The sequence below is a fragment of the Pseudoalteromonas sp. 23_GOM-1509m genome, assembly GCF_000518425.1.
Taxonomy (GTDB): Bacteria; Pseudomonadota; Gammaproteobacteria; order Enterobacterales; family Alteromonadaceae; genus Pseudoalteromonas; species Pseudoalteromonas tetraodonis.
In genome coordinates, this window is the sequence record NZ_JADO01000010.1 from 130021 (window position 1) to 149030 (window position 19010).

Here is a 19010-nt window from a genome sequence, read left to right on the forward strand (position 1 = left end):
AGCCCTTCGTATTAAGCCTGCTCTAACTCACGCTGGGTTTGTTGTTTATCTGCTTTAACCGGCTTTATTTTAAAGAAAAAAGTATACACAACCGGAACAAACCCTAATGTTAAAATTGTTCCCATTGCAAGACCAAACGCAATAGTGCTTGCTTGGCCATAAAACAAAACATCTTTAGATAAAATGAGCGGCATTAAGCCTATTATTGTTGTACAAGTAGACATTAATATAGGTCGTAAACGTCTTAAAGAAGCGCTGATCACCGCCTCATAATTTTGCTGATTATACTGCTCAGCGGTTTGTTGTTCACTGTGCTCAATTTGTTTACGTTCAATATTAATACGGTCAATTAATATAACCGCATTATTAATGATAATTCCGGCAAGCGCATATAGACCTAAAATAACCATAAACCCAAAGTTTGCCTGCATAATCAACAAACCAAAAGCAGCACCAATGATGATCAATGGCACAGTCAAAAATACAATACTAGTTGCACGGTAAGAGCGAAATTGCGCAATAATAATAAACACCATAATGGCAATACACAGCGGTAAGTTAGCTAAAATTGACGCTTGCGATTCAGCGGAGTCTCCAATTACACCGTCATATTCTATTTCATAACCAGGTGGTAATTTTTCTCTTATTTTATCAAGCTTTCCTTCAACTAATGGCACCATACTTTGCGCCGACATAATCTGGTTTTTAGCTTGTACTGTTACAGTACGAAATAAATTTTCACGCGCAATACGCGCAAATTGCGTTTCATAGCGAATGTCGGCCACTTGCATTAAAGGTACATTAACGCCTCGAGCCGAAGAATAAACATTTACGCTGTTAATACGGTCTAGATCGTAACGTTCACTGTTTTGTGCCCTTAACACAATGGGGAATATGTCATCACCTTCACGAAACTCAGAGATTGTGCGTCCCGAAAAGTAGGTTTCTAATGCTTGGGCAACATCGTTTGAACTAACCCCAGCACGACGAGCATTTTGCTGGTTAACCTCAACTTTAAGTGTAGTAATGCGGTTTTCCCAATCACTTTTAATATCGAATGCGCCGTCTGTATTACGCAATAAGGTTTTAATTTCCTCGCTAATAGAATAAATATAATTACTGTCTGGGCCTTTAATTTGAATCTCTATCAGTGAAGAATCTGATGGCCCTAAAAACATTTTAGTGGCGCGCCCCATAACTTCAGGAAAGTCTTGAGCAAACATGTCGCGCACGCTATTTATTGTTGGCTCAGCTAGTTTTCGCTCTCCAACATCAATCATAAAGAATGCTTTTGAAGGCTCAGGATCAATCGGTGTGAGTGACAAAACAAACCGTGGCCCGCCAAATCCACCATAAGCAGCATATTTTTTAATATGCGGAAAACGCGCTTTATCATCCAATTTTTTTAAAATGGCTTGTATCGTTGCATCAGTTTTACGCATTGACGTGCCGGCTGGCATATCTAAATACACTAAAATTTGCGCGCGGTCGGAGTCTGGAAAAAACTTAGCAGGCACTAAACTCATAGCCCAACCACCAACAAAAAACAGCCCTAATATAACAACAACAAAAATTATGCGAGCGCGCATAATTCGTCTTAATACTTTTTCATAAAGCGGACTAAGGCTATCGAAAAATCCATTAATTTTACGGCGAATAATATTTTGCTTTTGCCTCGTTTCCTTTTTCACAAAGCGATGACACAAGTAAGTAGTAAAGGTTAGGCTCAACGCCCATGAAATAAGCAATGCAATTAACACCACCAGCGAAATAGAGCGTGTATATTCACCCGCACTACTTTGCGCCAACATCAATGGCAAAAACACAAGAATAGTAGTCAACGATGAGGTTAAAGAGGGTATCGCAAGCGTACCCGAGGTATTACGAATAGCTTCGTCACGCGTTTCGCCCTCTTCTATACGCTTTTTAAAATCTTCAGCCATTATTATGCCATCATCAACCAGTAGCCCAAGCGCTATAATTAACGTGGCAAGCGACATACGCTCCAGCGGAATACCCATGAAGTTCATAATTGAAAGCGTGATTAGAATAGCTGCAGGTACAATCGAACCTACAATCAAGCCAGTGCGTAGACCTAAAAACATAATAACCACAATAGAGACAACAACAATGGTTTGTAACACACTAAAGCTCACACCAAATACAGCATCGGCAACCACATCGGCTTGGCGGGTAATATTTTTTAATTGATAGCCCGCAGGTATAGTTTGATTAATTTGAGCTATCATCGCTTCCATTTTAGGAGTGAACTTCAGCACATCCGCTTGTTCATCCTTAGAGATTGCAAAAATAATGGCTTGACGGCCATTGTAGTAACTTGTTCTTGAAGGGGGGTCGATCACTTCACGGCTTATTTTGGCAATATCACGTAATAAGATGGTTTGTGATTGATTGGGAACAGTGATCAGCGTATTGCGTATATCAGCTAGGCTTTGGTAATTCCCAGAAGGCTGGATAATAAAGTTTTCACCATCGGCATCAATAATGCCACTGGGACGTATAATATTTTGATTTTTTAAAGCCGCAATCAATTGTGTGGGTGCAATCCCTAATTGAGCGAGCTTAGCGTTTTTAGTTTCAATAAAAATACGCTCTTGCTGAATGCCTAAAATATCAATTTTTTTTGTGCCTTCGACTTGATGCATCATATCGGCAATATGTTGCGCCACATCTTGGCGATCCCCCATGCTATAAGCGGGATCTGCAATAAGTGCCACTGTTAAAACGGCAACATCACCAAAATCATCATTAATTACATAAGGTAAAGTACCACTGGGTAGCTCGCCTCGAACCGCGTTAATTTGGTCGCGCAGGATATCCCACTGCTGATCAAACTCACTTTGCTCAACACTTTGCTTGAGCTCTGCGTGAATAATAGAGCGGCCTGGAATAGATACTGAACGAATTTCGGCAATACTGGGCATTTCACGTATCGCTTCTTCGAGTGTTTTAGTGATCAACAGCTCTACTTTTTTTGCGCTCATGCCAGGGTAAGCGGTTGTTACAACCGCCTCACGAATTTTTATTTTAGGATCTTCTTGTTTGGGTAGTTGATAATAACTAAATGCGCCAAATAGCATAAGGCCAAAGACGATGGCCAGCATCAAGCGATTATGATCAAGAGCAAGCTCTGAAATAGTAGGGATTTTCATCGTTTAAATCTCCGTCACGGGTTATGGATTAAGGCGCTTGATTTCACCCTCGATAAGCGTCACTTTTTGCCCATCGTGTAAAAAAGCCATTCCCGCATTAACAATTCGCTCCCCTTCTTTTAAATCGCCTTTAATTTGCGCTTTCTGCGAAAAAAACGTTACTACGTCCACGGTTATTTTTTGTAAAACATAACCTGCTTGTTGTGATTCAGCTTGCGCTGTAGGTAACAGCTTAAAAACAAAATGCTGATTATTTTCTTGCGCCATAATGGCACTTACAGGTACTACAAAAGCATCTGTGGCTTCCTGCTGTTGTTTAAATTGTACTTCAGCACTCATACCCGTTCTAATGTCTGCAACATCATTTTCAGATATCTTTAAAATAACAGGAAACGCATTCGCGCCTTGAGCAGCTGTGCCAATTTCTTTAATTTTGGCATTCAACATTTTATCTAATGCTGAAATAGTTACCTTAGCAGGCTTATCAATAGCTAATGAGGAGAGAATCGCTTCAGGGGCAAGGATAGAGACTTCAAAATTTTCTTTACCTTGAATTATAAATGCAGATGTATTTGGGCTTACCTGTTGTGAAGGTTCAATATTACGTTTTGAAATAGTCCCTGCATAGGGCGCAATTAGCGTAGTATCTTGTAACTCTTCTTTTGCCATCGCTAGTCGAACTTTAGCAATATCGACTTTATCTTTGGCACTCTCATATTGCGACTTTGCTACATCGTATTGCGCGCGTGACACAGCGCCATCATCAACCAGTGATGCTTTGCGCTCAAAATCTTGCTTAACATTTAGCAGCATAGCCTTCGCATTAGAGACCTGCCCTTCGCCCTCTTGCACTGCCAATAAATACTTTGTTTGTTCCAGCCTGGCTAACGGCTCACCTTTTTCAAAAGCCTCACCAATCTCAAAAAAAACGTCTTCGACCTTTCCGCTAACCTCAAACATTAAAGTGGCTGTGTTAGCAGGTTGGATAACACCTGATAAAATACGACTATCAAACGATTTAGTTTTATTTAACTCTATGACAGAAACAGGTTTTAATTTTTGCTCAGAAACTTGCTCTTCAGAGCACCCTGACAACATAAAAATAATAACGAAACAAACAGCTATATAATTCATAATTTCCCTTGATAAATAGTGTATTCAAACTGGTTGTACTACCAAACTAACCACAATCAATATTCACAGTGAGCCATCTAATTTAAAGTATGGCTAACATTGTTATCACCCTGAAAGCTTGGGTATAATGCAATATTCCGGCTGTATTTTTAGCCTCTAAATTGGATCTCCACATGAAAAAACTATCTGCTGTGCAAGTAAAACAACAAGCTCTCGTTCTCAATGTTGCTGACAAAATAGAAGAGCAAGGCCGTGCTGAAATCCCAGGTATGCTGCAATGCTGGTTTGATGTGGAATATCATTTATTTCCAGGTTCTTTACTAATGTGTTTTCAATTTGAACACCAACAAGCACTTACAGCCGCAGAGCCGGAGCTACTAAAGTGGCAAAAACGCTTAAGCGGTGCCATGCTCAAAAAAGGCGTAATTTTAAAAGATATGCGCAAACATTTAGTATTTACCCTAAAAGGACCAGACGACTAAACCACTTATTTTGTAAGCGCACTCTACTTTGGTGCGCTTTCCAAATTAAACTCATTAACGTGCTTAATCAGCTCAGGGAAAAACGCTAAAAAGAGCTCATCTAGCTCACTATAATGGCGGATTATATCTTCAGCGGTACCTGCAAAATTATTAGTAAAGCGAATACGTTTAGCAATATTATCAAGCGCCCGCCCCACCCCATCAATGCTTTCGTACTCCTTAAACCAATCGTTTTTCGTCATACTGGTTACTACACGCTGCATTTTCTGTGGCATTACAGGTATACGCCTGTCCAAAAGGTCATAACTGGTGTGCTTAAAATCAATTAGTGATTGGTTATTAAACTGCTGCCAATGCGCAATAAGAAAATGATCAAACACCACATCAACTGCCACACCTGCAAAGCGCCTGCGCTTGGGTGAAAAAAGCTGTTTAGCTTCTTTAACTAAAGGGTGTGCATCAGTAAATTTATCCACTAAATAATGGTTATCTAGCGCACTTTTAACACTTGTCGGTATGTATGTTAGCTGTCGTTGACCACCAAAATCTCCCAGTAAGTTGCCAAAATGAGAATCAGCCGTAGGCTTTGCTAAATAAAGGTGAGCTAAATAATTCATTGGTTTCCATATAGATTAATATACTAAGCTCAGATAGTTTTAAAAATCAAACGCGTAAAAAGATGAAACGCAGTTCCACCTTTATACTTTTTAGATACTTATAGTGCATCCTGAAATATTACGCTTTTGAAACCTTGCTTGCACCAGCATTATCAAGAATTTCTTCAATACTATTTTTGTTATCGCTGTTATATTTAACACCGACGAGTATTGAACCCTTCTCAATTGCGTCTTCATAATACTTAATTTCATGTTCTGGAATAAATGCGCCGATTGCTGCACCTAGAGTCCCACCAACGGCAGCACCGGCGCCACCAGCTGCAAGTGCTGAAACCAAAGGACCTGCGACTAATAAGCCTGCACCACCCGAAGCGACTGCACCAACAGCGGTAAAACCACCAATAATTGCCGCTAACACGCCACCAGATGCAGCGCCCAGCAAACCGCCCTCTGAAGCTTTGGTACCTTCATCTACAGCAAAGTCTTCCTTTGTATACGAGTCGTTAGCAACAATGCTTATATCCGCCTCACTTACACCTAAAGCTTCTAATCTATAAATGGCTAATGTTGCTTGTGATGCATTATCGAATAACCCAGTAATAACAGTACTCATAATAACTCCTTTATTTGTTTAAGAAAGTACGCTTAGTAATTAGCAACATTCAAACCAAAGTTTTAATCCTTTAAAATCAGAAAGATAAATAAAAAAAGCAAAGTAGAACTCTACGTTTTAAAGTAAAAGTTGCTAGAAGTTGTAAAAAGTTCACACACATAGGTATAACTCAAGCGATTGAAATATGAGTAGAATTACAAAGAGATTAACGTTATTAGCTTTGTTCTTCTAAAAATATCAACAACCCAAGCTCATAGCGACTTAGATACTTAGTCTTACGGGGTAGTTTGTCTAAGTTATTAAAGTCCTTTAGAGCTTCTTTACCTCCTTTACACAGCTCAATCAACTTTGGATGAATATATGAATTACGAGCTATTGCTGGGGTATTCCCTAAATTACTTGAAACGCTACCTAACATATCTTTAAGCGAAAGCTGGCCGTTTGATTTATGTAAGACTTCAAATGCCAAAACACTGGCCCGCCATGTTCTAAAATGTTTTGCACTAAACTGCTCACCCATAACACTTTGAATAAACTCATTCACTTCTTTGGAGGTAACATCACAACACTCGCCTTCATCGATATATTGGAATAAGCTCTGCCCAGGCAAATCTTGCAACTGCTGTATGATAGAGCTAAGCACTTTATCTGTTATATTCACTTCTCTTTGCTTACCGGATTTTGCTTTATACTTTAAGCGAATATTTTTACCCGTTAGTTTTGCATGCCGGCTACGTAATGTCGTAGCACCAAAACTATTGTTATGTTTGGCATTTTTTTTAGAACCAACGCGCAGAGCTCCAAGGTCCATTAAACGTACAACGGCTGCAATTGTGCGCTGGCAATCAAGTTCATTACCTCGCAAATATTCCGATAGTTTTGCTCTTAACAAAGGCAGTTTATTTCCAAATAAAACACATGCTTCAAACTTTTTAAGCTCTTGCTGCTCCCTAAACTCGGGATGATAAAAGTATTGCTTGCGGTCTTTGTTGTCGTAGCCAGTAGCTAAAATATGCCCATTTTCTTCTGGGCATAACCATACATCTTTGTATGCGGGGGGAAAAGCGAGATTGTCTAACCGCTCTATTTCATCTTTATCATGTATTTTCTTTCCTGCAGGATCATAATAAACCCATTGGTTTTCATGCCTCTTTCGAGTAATACCCGGCAAGTTATCATCGACATAAATTAGTTTCATTTTATTCCTTTAAATTTTTGTAATCCTCAAATCAAACGGTGCCATCAATAACAAGGGCTAGTTCTCACTAGCCCCAATTTATGCGATTTATCGGCTCCAATACCTAAGATTACGAATTTTTGAGACAAATTCACTTGCGGAAATTTTATTTAAATCCAACCAGCCATCATCAAGCTGTCCATTTAAACCCGTAGCCTCGATTAAAGGAGTTGCTTTATCACTAAAGCCGATATACTTCATATGTGCATAAGCATCACTGACAAAATCTTTCGCCTCCGGTATTTCAGCAAACTTTTTAGCGCCTTCATTAGTGGTAAGCAGAACTATTGCGTCGTAAAGCACCGAAGGACCGCCATTAATCACTTGAACGGCCTCAACAACCTCGCCATTACTGTTTTTAGCACCACCAACTTGAGCCGCAATAACTTCATGACTTGCACCCTCCTCTTTAAGGCTTTGTGTTAATAAATTAAAGGTTTCAGCATCAAAACCATCACTTACTAATATACCAAGCTTCCTGCCTTTAAATGTATTTGGCGCATTTTTTAAAATACTTAGCGCATCAGATACTGGTAAATCTTGACGGGTATCAAGCGCAGCTTCTGCGGCATCTGGCATAGTTTGTAAACCTAAACCCAATGCAACTTGCTCAGCAAGCTTGTTATCAATGTTTAACAGATGAGAAACTACGCGTTCTCTGATACGTAAATGCTCTACTTTAGATAACTCAAAAATCAAAGCATCTTGAATATGCGTTTGCTCAATGTCAGTTTGACTTAAATAGAATTGGCGCGCTTGGCTATAGTGATCACTAAATGTTTCTGAGCGATAGCGTAATTTACCCCCGTCAGTTTCAGATTCTGAGCTTTTGAATCCGTGTACAGGGCACTCTCGCGGGTTGTTTTCACCCCCGCTGAATGAATTAGGTTCGTAATTAACCCGGCCTTTGGGGCTCTGCATTGCCATGTGGCCATCTTGAAGGAAATGTCTCATCGGGCATTTTGGTGCATTAATAGGAATTTGTGTGAAATTAGGCCCACCTAGGCGTTTGGTTTGTGTATCTAGGTAAGAAAAATTACGGCCTTGCAATAAAGGATCGGGAGTAAAATCAAGCCCAGGCACTATATTTTGAGTACAAAATGCAACCTGTTCGGTTTCTGCGAAGAAGTTGTCTACGACTCGATTGAGTACCATTTTACCAATAACTTTAACTGGTACTTGCTCTTCGGGTATCAGTTTAGTGGCATCAAAAACATCGAACTCGAACTCTTCAGCAAATTTTTGATCAAATACTTGAATGCCCAGCTCCCATTCCGGATAGTCACCATTATTAATTGATTCCCACATATCACGACGATGAAAATCAGGATCAGCGCCATTTAATTTCAATGCCTCATTCCAAACCACTGACTGCATACCGCCTTTAGGTTTCCAGTGGAACTTAACAAATTTTTCTTCACCTTGTGCATTAATAAACTTAAAAGTATGAACGCCAAACCCTTCCATAAACCTTAATGAGCGCGGGATAGCTCTATCTGACATTGCCCACATAACCATGTGCATGGATTCTGGCGACAAACTTACAAAATCCCAAAAATTATCGTGGGCTGTTTGCGCTTGTGGAAAACCACGATCTGGTTCTGCTTTTGCGCTATGTATAAGGTCGGGAAACTTCATCGCGTCTTGAATGAAAAAAACTGGGATATTATTGCCTACCAGATCCCAATTACCTTCCTGCGTATAAAACTTAACGGCAAAACCTCGCACATCACGTGCTAAATCAGGCGAGCCCTGATTACCCGCCACTGTTGAAAAGCGTGCAAAAACAGGTGTTTTTTCACCTTTACGTTGAAAAATATCAGCAGAGGTCAAATCATCTAAAGCATCATACGTTTCAAAGTAACCATGTGCTCCATACCCTCTTGCGTGAACAACTCGCTCAGGAATTCGCTCGTGATCAAAGTGAAACAACTTTTCTCGCAACACATGATCTTCCAATAGTCCTGGTCCGCGTTGACCTGCTTTTAATGAATTTTGATTGTCACTGATAGGGCAACCTTGTGCGGTTGTCATTACGGGATGGTCTTTATTAGCTTTTTGATGAAGCTCTCCTGCATGTCCTTTATTATTTGCATACTTAAATGACTCTGCCATAACTTTTCTTCCTTAAATAATTTTTTGATTGCTATATTTTTATAGGGTTAAAAAACAATAACCAAGCAAAATAAAGACCACCTATAAATAGTTTTAAAATCAATAATTAAGAAAGAAATGAAAATATTTCACCAATACAAACTATAAAAATTACACAACAAATGTAAGCTTTCCTCAGAGCATCATTTTATTAAATTACTAAGCAATCAGCTTGTTCTGATTTTCATTATTACTGTATTTTTACAATGATAGATTTAGTGAGAACTTTGTCTGTATTGAGGGTTAAGAAAGGTTTGAACGCAAGATGCTACTCAGCTTTTTTCTTGTTTAAAATAGCGTTCTGCTTTTGCACATGTAAGTTTAGATAATGAAAATTTACTCCCTTTATCTGGGCATAGTTTCTTTAAAAGACTTACTGCATAACGCCCACAACTTGGCAAAGTAAATAACTCTTATTCCTCAGTAACACCTAGCGCAGATTGATAACTCAACTGATAAAACACCTTAAGTAATAACATCTGTCTCTGCGGATGAGTGATAGATTTGACCTAGTAAATTATTAGATATGACAATATAAAAGATTTTTAAAAAATGATAAAAACATCTTTATTCCTTTAAAAACCTATTTAATTATAATTATTCAGTCAATTACCTAACTCAGTTATTGGCTGCCTTAATATTAAAATATTGATGCTAATATTCTTCAAAACTATCTAACCAATTACAATTGTATTTTGATAATTCAGTAAAGAGTCAGGCCAACTTTGTTATCACTGTTGCTGCATTTTTTCGGTGCTGCTTGAGTCGTAAAACGCCTTGCTTAGCCTTTAATACTAAATGCTATTTTCTATTGCAACCAAGGCTACTCACGCATTATGACAACGACTTTTTTAAGTAAGCCACAGCAAGTCGCGCTGCAACAAGCACTGTTTAGCAGTAAGCTGTTAAACAGTGAGATAGTAACAAGTGGTAACCCACCATCACAAAAGCAACAAGCCTATGGGCGTATAGCTGTAATGCTCTATCGCTTTAATTTACAAAAAATCAAATGGCCCTCTTTTTTAAAAACAGCTATAAACACTGCAAGCAATGAGTGCTCGTGGTTAACCCGTGAAATTATCAGATGCCAGCAAAGCTACAAAGCTCAACCTAATGACGCCTTAATAATTGAACAGAATGCATTTTTTAGTGGTATTTTTAGCGAAGAACTCGCCTACATTGACGCTTTACTTGGCACAGAAGCACAGTCTGAGTAAAGTGATGGGGCAAGCATCTTTGATGCCTGCCCCAAGGGTAAGTTAAAAGTTATATTTTAAGCTCAGTTTATAATTGACTGGCTCACCTGGTTGAGTCCAAATTGCAGAGTAAGAATTTGAGTAATATTCTTTATCCAGCACGTTATTAATGTTCAGTTGTACAATCACATCTTCATTAACGTTGTAAGTTGCGAACAGGTTCACCAGTGTATACGAAGGTAAGTAGTACGTAGGGTCTATGGTTTCACCTAAGCGCTCCCCCTCATACTGAACAGCTATACCAACGCTTGCATTTAAATCGATTAAATCATTCAATTCTCTTTTAATACGTGCATTTGCACTGTGTTTAGGAATATTAAGTAAAGGGCTACCTTTTGGTAATTTTACCCACCAATCTGTATTAACCGTGTCGTTTGCTGTTTTTGCATCGGTGTAGGTATAGGCCAAATCAAATGAGGTGCGCTCTGTAATATAACCGTGTAAATCAAACTCAACGCCTTCGCTAGTTACCTCGCCTAACGCCGTCGACACGCCTGCTTGCAAATCTGTAGTCAACATATTGCTTTTTTCGGCGCTAAATACAGTAAAGCTACCATTTAGGGTATCGGTGCTAAATTTAACACCCGCCTCAATAGAGGTTGTTGATTCTGGTTCAAATGCATCACCATTTATATCGTAACCACTGTTTGGCCTAAAACCTTCAGAGTAACTGCTGTAATACTGTATATCGTCTGAGAAAGCATACACTAAGCCTACTCGTGGGCTGAATGTACTCTGATTGCTTTTAGACTGACTTTGATTAATATGATTATCTATTTGCTGATCAAACCAATCATAACGACCGCCTACTTGTACTTTCCACTGCTCAGTGACGTCGATTTGATCTTGAATATAAATCCCGTAGCTATGCTGTACTTCAGTGCTGTTGAATAAAAGTGAGCCTTCGGGTGCTGTTTGCCCATACACGGGGTTATACATATTAATGGCATAGCGCGTATCCTCAAGCGTAGGGCGATATCTATACCAAAGTTTATCAAAATCAAACTTGCTGGCATCGGCACCTATTAATAAATGATGGGTAAACCCAGCAGCAGTAACGCTGCCACTTAGCTCAGTGCGGGCTGAAATATTTTTAGTTTGAAAATCACGCTCGTTATGTTGTCTATTTAAAGTTTCGCCGTCAGTAAAATAAACCTGCCTGCTAGGGGCGAGTTCAGCATCACTCGATTCGCTTATAAATTTAGAATCGCTATAGCTAAGCCCATTTAAAAGTGACCATTGCCCTATTTGATGCTCAAAAGTCAGTTGATGAGAAATCGCATCAACCTCTGTTGGTTTATCGCTTGGCTCACCTAAAAACGTTTCAATAGGTAATGCGTCTATCTTCCCGTCTAGGGCAACAATGCCACGGTCAAACGTCACACTCTGATCAACATACTCTAGTTCATAATTTAATTTTGTTGTGTCGGATATTAACCAAAGAATTGAAGGTGTGATCACCGTTTTTTTATTTTCGTGGTAGTCTCTAAAACCCTCACCGTCTTCAATTGCACCATTTACTCTAAAAGCGAGTTCATTGGTAATAGCATTAGTGTAGTCACCTTCAGCGCGATAACTCTGCCAGCTCCCTGCAGATACTTTCAAAGAGCCTTGTTCTTCAAACTGTGGCTTTTTAGTGATGATATTAATAGTACCGCCAGGCTCAGAGCGACCATAAAGAGCAGAGCCAGGCCCTTTCATCACTTCTACATAATCAATATTACTGGTATCGCGGGTACCGCTAAAACTTCGACCCGATGAAAAACCATTAATTAAAAAGCCTGAAGGAATATTCTCATCGCCTACTAAGCCACGTATTGCAAAGCTTTCCCACAATCCACCAAAATCATTTTGTTCAGAAATACTCGGCGTTAGATCAAATATATCTGTGAGTGTAGTCACTCCTGCGTCATCGAGGTTTTCTGCTGATATAAACTCAATACTTTGTGGTTGCTCGCTTAAGGGCACATCGCCACGAAAAGCTTGTCTAACACCCGTAACCGCTATTTTCTCTATGTTAGCTGACGCTGAAGCTGCGTATACAGAAGGCGCTAAAATGGTACTTATAGCAATTGATATGGCAGATATTTGGTATCGATTTATTAAGTTCATTCTATCTCTTAGATATCACGCAAGCTTAATCGGTTAAGTTTTTACTAAAATTTTTTTAGTAAGGCCGATTAAATAAACATGAAATACAAATGGTAATTATTGTTATTTGCAATAATATACAAATAGAATAAAAAGAGCTACCCTACAGCAACAAATTTTACAAAGTTATTAGAGGCTGTTTTTTCTTTTTGAATTAAACGTATTCAACATCGAAAAATAAATACCTCCTAAAATTTAGAGAAAAAAATGAAAATATTACCTTTCGCCTGCATGGCATTAGTCACATCAATATCAAGCACATACAGCGAACAAACACAGGCTCATGCAATATGGTTTGCAGAGCGCTCATCACAGTTGGCCTTTATATATGGCGAAGGCGCACAAGATTTAGATACCGTAAAACGACAAAATAAAATTAAAAGCATTACTGGCTATAACAAAAACTGGCAACAACAAAACGTAAAGCTTGTTGAGTCAGGGCCTATGATGCTACTAAATGATAAAACCGTTTATGCGGTTACTGGCATGCTCGATAATGGGTTGTGGAGTAAAACAAAGGAAGGTAAATGGTTTGCTAAAGGTCGAGATGCAATCCCCAATGCACTATTAAGCGAACATACTAAAAAGTACGCAGTACATTTACGTGGCCCGCTTGCCCAAGTACCTGCGCTTAAAAATCAGCAATTGCAAATTCTTCCTGTAGGCGAAGAATTTTCAGATCAAAAAGGAGCTATGGTTAGTTACCGCATAACTTTCAATAGTAAAGCTGTTCAAGGTGCTAAAGTAATCAATGATTTAGTAAACGATCCAGATCAAGAAGCAATAGTTAGCAATGATAACGGCTTGGTAACATTGCCATTGCGTAACCAAGGCTTAAACGTAATAGCCGCGATCTACGACGAAAAAAGCACGAATTTAAATGTATTTGCTAAAACCGAGCATTTAGCCACACTCTCATTTGTTTTACCCCATGCCGCAGAGTAAACGTTAAATACAGTCAAGTCAGCTCAATTCCTTACTCGCTGGCTGACTTTTCATTCTCAATTATCACTGTTTAGCCCTAAGCGGTGATAATTTAAAAAGTAGTCTTGAAAACCTAACTATTTAATAAAAAAAACAACCCAAAAAATCACACTTTAATTTATAAAATATTAACCATTAAAGTCGGGTAATTATAATAAATAAAGTTCATAACTCTCTCGTCTACCAAAAATAACAAAATTAATCTGATTAAAAACCAACCTTTATTTATTAAATTTTTGTTCTACAGTTTATTAATTAGTGGTGCTACAACGAACCTGTTATTTTTCAAAGATACAAGTCGATAAATGGACTGCCAAAAGGAATTTAAAAATGCTCTCAAATTTAAATCAAATTGGTTTCACTTCAATTAAAGCAAAATTATTAGCGAGTTTTAGTCTAATAATCATCATGCTAATTGTTACTGCTGGGATTGGTATATATAACCTTTCCATAATGAATGATCAAATGAGTAAAATAATTAATGTTTCAGCTGAAAAAGTAAAACTGGCAGCTAGAGTCAATCAAGGCGCTTTAGCTGTATCTCGAGCTGAAAAAAATATAATTTTGGCAGACTCAAAAGCAGCCATGGATGAATACGCCGACTTCATAGCTCAAACGCGAGATGAAATGCTAGAGCGACGTGCAACTCTTCGCAATTTAGTCAATGACAACGGCAAACGTTTACTCGATGAATTTGCCGCGACATGGGATGAATATATTGAGGTAAATCTTCAAATTCGTGATCTAGCAAGAGCTAATTTAAACGACAAAGCAATAGCCTTATCTAAAAATGAAGGCAGGAGGCTAAACGATTTAGCCATTTCTCAAATGGCTAATTTAGTAAATGCAATCGAACAAGATATGGCAAATGACGAGTTAGAAGCTCAAGCACGGCACTCCTCTGCATATAGCTTAATGCTTGTCATTACCCTTGTAGGCTTAATCGCAGGTATTGTTATTGCCATTTTTATCTCTTCGAGAATTACCGGCGCACTTAATCGCCTTTCACATAGAATGAACGATATTGCCGATGGCGAAGGTGATTTAACCGTAACAGTCGACGATTCATCAAAAGATGAAACCGGCGACGTTGCCCGCGCATTTAATAAATTTGTTGCTAAAATTCGCACCACAATAACCTCAGTGGCATCTGAAACCACTCAGGTTGCATCAACTTCCGAAGAGCTTTCAATAGTTAGTAACACCACAAGTGCAGCAGTTAAAAAGCTGCATGATGAAACGCAACAAGTTGCCACCGCTATGACGCAAATGAATGCAACAATTCAAGACGTTGCAAATAGCGCAGAAAATGCAGCCAGTTCAGCAAGTGATTCAAATAATAATGCTAAAGCCGGTGAAAGCATGGTGAACGAAACAGTTCACGCGGTTGATAACCTTACTAAAGAAATTAATCAATCCGCCTCTGCAATTGAAAAGCTACAAGCCGACAGCGAAAATATAAGTACCATATTAGATGTTATTAAAGGCGTATCTGAACAAACAAACTTATTGGCATTAAATGCCGCCATTGAAGCCGCAAGAGCGGGTGAGCAAGGCAGAGGTTTTGCAGTTGTTGCTGATGAAGTACGAACCTTAGCACAACGAACTAAAGAGTCGGCCACCAACATAGAACAAATGATCGATAAGTTTCAATCCGGAATATTAACCGCCATTGAGGTAATGACCAAAAGCCAACAACAAACAGACTTAGTTGTTGAAAAAGTGAGTAAAACAGGTGAAACCCTGCGAACAATCAATGACTACAGCAGCGCAATTAATGATATGAACGCGCAAATAGCCTCAGCCGCTGAACAACAAGCCGTGGTCGCAGATGAGATCAGCCGCAACGTTGTTAATATTAAACAAGTGACAGAGCAATCATCAGCTGCAACTGAGCAAACATCAACAGCAAGTAACGAAATGGCAATACTAGGCAATAACTTATTAAAATTGGTACAACAGTTTAAAGTGTAAGTACTGGGCTTCTCATGCTTTCAAGCTGAGTAGTGTTCGAAAGCAAATTTAGCAGTACAAAGCACTAAAAGCATAGGTAATAAAAGGAGCTCAAATTGCAGGCATGAATGACTAGTGGTCACCTGCAAACGAGCCCTTTTGGCTGCTGCCGGTGAGGAGGTAAAAACTTACACAAGATTTTACCTCTCTTAAATTAAACTTCTAATTAGATTAGCTGCCCAACAAAGTTAACACTATTATGGGCTAAAATAGGAAACACCAAACTCCCTGTGCGCTCTCTTAGCCAAAGTAAAATAAATCCGTAGCCGCCTGTTAATAAAATAGCGTGGAAAGAAAAGTGCCACTCTCCACCATTAAACATAACCCCATGAACTAGTCCAAATAACACCACTAAGAGCAACCCTGCAATGTTAATTGACGCACCACCTAAATTATAGCGTTCAGATATGATTGCCAAAGATATACAAAATAAAAGAATCCCTCTAAACATTGGCTCCTCATCAAAGCCTGGCATTGTTGCCTGATAAAGTAAGGTTTCTAAATCGTAATTAGGTTCACCACTCCAAAAAAGTGATACAACTATCTGTAAAATGATAAACAAGCACATAACTGTAAAAGCGGGTTTTATAGAATTTTCATTTTGCCTAAAAGTAAAACCAGCATCTGCAATACGAAAGTTAGCTTTAAATTTAACTAAAGCTAGTAGTACGACTAACCAAAGGATTATTGCCGCTACTTTTCCAGACCAATTCCACGACATATCAGGAAAAAGCATATCCAAGGGGATAACCTTCCCACCTTTAAACAAAGCAAAAAAGTAGCAAACTAAAATACCTAACGAAATCAAAGACCACATTAGATTTAAATCAACTTTTTTAAGTGCTCTTAATATCAAAACTAAAAGTAATATAACGCCGACATTTGCAAATAAACCTATAAATAGATCTTCCATGAATACCTCTTTTATTAAAGGCTATTTCTAGCACTTATTTTATTATTGTTTTAAGTAGTAACTAATACTAATCCTAAATTAGGTACTGTTAAACAATTAGTTATAGAAGAGGAGAGTGAAACGGGGTCAAACCCTAAAGGGAGCATTTTTACTAGTCAGTATGCGACTTAGTCAATATCAACTTCAAAGCGTAAAATATCACCAGGTTGGCAATCTAAGTATTTGCAAATAGCGTCAAGCGTTGTAAATCGTACAGCCTTTGCACGGCCCGATTTTAATACAGATAAATTTTGTGGGGTAATCCCAATTGCTTCGGCAAGCTCTGCCGACTTCATTTTACGCTTTGCGAGCATCACATCTAAATCAATTATTATTGCCATTAAATTACTAACTCTTGCTCTTGTTGCAGCTGTTGCGCCTGTTTCATTATCCATGCAATAACATAAATAATAAGCCCAACTATAAAGCCTATGATATCGGTGTCTTGAATCACTACAGCTCGTTTAAGCTCACTACCTGAGAACATATTGAGCAGTGTTACCAACAACGCGGGATAAAAAGCCACAAATATAAATTGCAGTAATAATAAGCCACCAAGCCATTTAAAGCATTGAATATTCTTTAAGTTAAAAAACAATCCTTTACGGTAAAGCATAAACAAGCGAATTAAAATCAGATTTACAATAATGTATGGCAACATTTGCGGTAACGCTAACCACGTCATTGCATTAAAACTGTTTGCCGTTAATGTGCTTGCAGTACTTTTCCAAGAACCGGTAACTTCAAGCCCTATCCACAAGTGGGTACCGTTAGCTTGAGTAAAGTTTAAAACATCACTGCCATTAAGTAACAATACAACGGCGGTAATTAATAAAGTAGTTAGGGTCAAAAAAAGTAACGCTAATATTACGTTACTCATCATTACTATTCTTTTCATTTTAAGATTTCTTTGCTTTTAACTGCATTACTAATCGCTGATAATGTAGCTGTAACTTATCACCAGTCAATGCATTACCATGGTGCTTACCCTTTACAATATATAATTGCTTTTGCTTTGAAAGTGCATGTTGGTATAAAGTTTCAGCTAAAGCAGGAGGTGTTTGAGTATCATCTTCTCCGGTAATTATTAAAAGCGGAGCAGTAAATGATTCCACTACCTTTAAATTATCAACCCTAGCTAGCTCATCACTAAAATTAACCTCTACAAATGGCTTTACAAACCAAGGCATACGTTGCGATGTCATTTGCTTTACATTAGTAATACTTCCTTCAAGTACTAGCGCATCAGCAGGCCGCTCGCTTGCAACATACCCTGCAATCATGCTTCCTAAAGAGTGTCCATGTAAAATAGTCGGAGTGCTTTTTAAATCTGTACGGGTTGCAACATAATCATAAACTGACAATGCATCACGCTTTAAGTTTTCAATTGTCGGCGTGCCCTCACTATTACCGTAACCTCGATGATCAACCATTAAAATATTTACATTCATTGGCAGTATATGCTGTGCAGGTTTACCTCCAGCAACGCTTACACGAAATTGATTACCACCAAAATAAATAACCGTTGCTTGCGCATTATCAACCTTTATCAAAGTGCCACTCAACGCCACGTCGTCAAACCCATTTATAGTTATGCCTTCTGTTGTAGCTGTTTGCTCAATTTTACGCAGCTTTGTAACCTGTATTTTTTGATCTGGGTTCAGAAAATTTGACTCTTCAATCGAAATTGTTGTGCATGCAGTTTGCAACACAACTAACACTATAATAGCAAGAGTAAGTAACTCGCGTTTCATTTTAAATTCCTTCTATTAAAAAATCACTATGACATTCAAAAACTAAAAAAACAATTAAAATTACCGTAAAACGATAACTTATTATTGCTTTATAATATTTAAATGTATTTTCAGCATTCCTTTCTATTATAAGATCGGGCTAAATTACAACGATGTTTAACTCGATATTGTGCCGCAATATAAGAAGAAGTTCGCGAATAGCGAGGGCACAGCAGCCCCGTTTTAGCTGTCGTCACCACAAAGAAAAAAAATTGAATAAGGTTTCTAATTTCTAAAGATGCGAGACGCATTCACATTATCTGTAATAGTAATCTCAAACATCTATAAGGGCATGCGCCCGCGCGCCAGCAAGCTAAACGCCCACAATAAATAACACATACTCTTGGTTTGTGAACGAGTAAGTATATTTGTGATTTGTTGGGTTTCGTTTAACTCTATCCAACCTAAGTTTATATAATTAACATTAATCACTACACACAAAAAAGCCGTT

15 protein-coding genes are annotated in these 19010 nt (G+C 38.4%); 4 read left to right on the forward strand and 11 right to left on the reverse strand.

Annotated elements, in window-relative coordinates:
- Window positions 1-11: 11 nt before the first annotated feature.
- Together N523_RS0104110 and N523_RS0104115 are read right to left on the reverse strand one after the other, a co-directional pair.
- Window positions 12-3173, reverse strand: a complete 3162-nt coding sequence (locus N523_RS0104110; RefSeq protein ID WP_028834395.1) for an efflux RND transporter permease subunit — start codon at window positions 3171-3173, stop codon at window positions 12-14.
- A 21-nt stretch (window positions 3174-3194) separates the two neighbouring features.
- Complete coding sequence (locus N523_RS0104115; protein ID WP_028834396.1) at window positions 3195-4307, reverse strand: efflux RND transporter periplasmic adaptor subunit; 1113 nt, start codon at window positions 4305-4307, stop codon at window positions 3195-3197.
- 173 nt (window positions 4308-4480) lie between these two features.
- Here N523_RS0104115 and N523_RS0104120 point away from each other — a divergent pair, with 173 nt between their 5' ends.
- Complete coding sequence (locus tag N523_RS0104120) at window positions 4481-4789, forward strand: hypothetical protein (protein ID WP_028834397.1); 309 nt, start codon at window positions 4481-4483, stop codon at window positions 4787-4789.
- A 23-nt stretch (window positions 4790-4812) separates the two neighbouring features.
- Here N523_RS0104120 and N523_RS0104125 read toward each other — a convergent pair whose 3' ends face one another.
- From N523_RS0104125 to N523_RS0104140, 4 genes are all read right to left on the reverse strand, one after another.
- The gene (locus tag N523_RS0104125; RefSeq protein WP_028834398.1) at window positions 4813-5406 is read right to left on the reverse strand and encodes an acyl carrier protein phosphodiesterase; all 594 of its coding nucleotides are present in this window, start codon (window positions 5404-5406) and stop codon (window positions 4813-4815) included.
- A gap of 118 nt (window positions 5407-5524) precedes the next feature.
- Entirely contained in the window at window positions 5525-6019 is a 495-nt protein-coding gene (locus tag N523_RS0104130; RefSeq protein WP_010390780.1) for a general stress protein, read from the reverse strand.
- Window positions 6020-6233: 214 nt separating this feature from the next.
- Window positions 6234-7217, reverse strand: coding sequence for a DNA topoisomerase IB (locus tag N523_RS0104135; protein WP_028834399.1), 984 nt, complete (start codon window positions 7215-7217; stop codon window positions 6234-6236).
- Window positions 7218-7304: 87 nt separating this feature from the next.
- On the reverse strand, window positions 7305-9371 hold the full coding sequence (locus N523_RS0104140) for a catalase (RefSeq protein WP_028834400.1): 2067 nt from the start codon (window positions 9369-9371) through the stop codon (window positions 7305-7307).
- A gap of 875 nt (window positions 9372-10246) precedes the next feature.
- Here N523_RS0104140 and N523_RS0104145 point away from each other — a divergent pair.
- Window positions 10247-10627 (forward strand): hypothetical protein, encoded by a 381-nt coding sequence (locus tag N523_RS0104145; protein WP_028834401.1) that lies wholly within the window; start codon window positions 10247-10249, stop codon window positions 10625-10627.
- Between the two features lie 42 nt (window positions 10628-10669).
- Here N523_RS0104145 and N523_RS0104150 read toward each other — a convergent pair whose 3' ends face one another.
- Window positions 10670-12778, reverse strand: coding sequence for a TonB-dependent siderophore receptor (locus tag N523_RS0104150; RefSeq protein ID WP_028834402.1), 2109 nt, complete (start codon window positions 12776-12778; stop codon window positions 10670-10672).
- Window positions 12779-13024: 246 nt separating this feature from the next.
- Here N523_RS0104150 and N523_RS0104155 point away from each other — a divergent pair, with 246 nt between their 5' ends.
- A complete protein-coding gene (locus tag N523_RS0104155) occupies window positions 13025-13762 on the forward strand; it encodes a DUF4198 domain-containing protein (RefSeq protein ID WP_028834403.1) in 738 nt (245 codons plus the stop codon).
- A 369-nt stretch (window positions 13763-14131) separates the two neighbouring features.
- Window positions 14132-15775, forward strand: coding sequence for a methyl-accepting chemotaxis protein (locus tag N523_RS18890; RefSeq protein WP_051440307.1), 1644 nt, complete (start codon window positions 14132-14134; stop codon window positions 15773-15775).
- A 205-nt stretch (window positions 15776-15980) separates the two neighbouring features.
- Here the strand turns inward: N523_RS18890 and N523_RS0104165 are convergent, their stop codons facing one another.
- The 4 genes from N523_RS0104165 to N523_RS0104180 form a co-directional block, all read right to left on the reverse strand.
- Window positions 15981-16727, reverse strand: coding sequence for a CPBP family glutamic-type intramembrane protease (locus tag N523_RS0104165; RefSeq protein ID WP_028834404.1), 747 nt, complete (start codon window positions 16725-16727; stop codon window positions 15981-15983).
- Between the two features lie 167 nt (window positions 16728-16894).
- Window positions 16895-17107, reverse strand: coding sequence for a helix-turn-helix domain-containing protein (locus tag N523_RS0104170; RefSeq protein ID WP_010390771.1), 213 nt, complete (start codon window positions 17105-17107; stop codon window positions 16895-16897).
- On the reverse strand, window positions 17107-17664 hold the full coding sequence (locus tag N523_RS0104175) for a DUF2975 domain-containing protein (RefSeq protein ID WP_036949813.1): 558 nt from the start codon (window positions 17662-17664) through the stop codon (window positions 17107-17109). Before N523_RS0104175 ends, N523_RS0104170 begins: the two co-directional genes overlap by 1 nt.
- A gap of 1 nt (window position 17665) precedes the next feature.
- Window positions 17666-18520, reverse strand: a complete 855-nt coding sequence (locus N523_RS0104180) for an alpha/beta hydrolase (protein ID WP_028834405.1) — start codon at window positions 18518-18520, stop codon at window positions 17666-17668.
- Window positions 18521-19010: the final 490 nt, after the last annotated feature.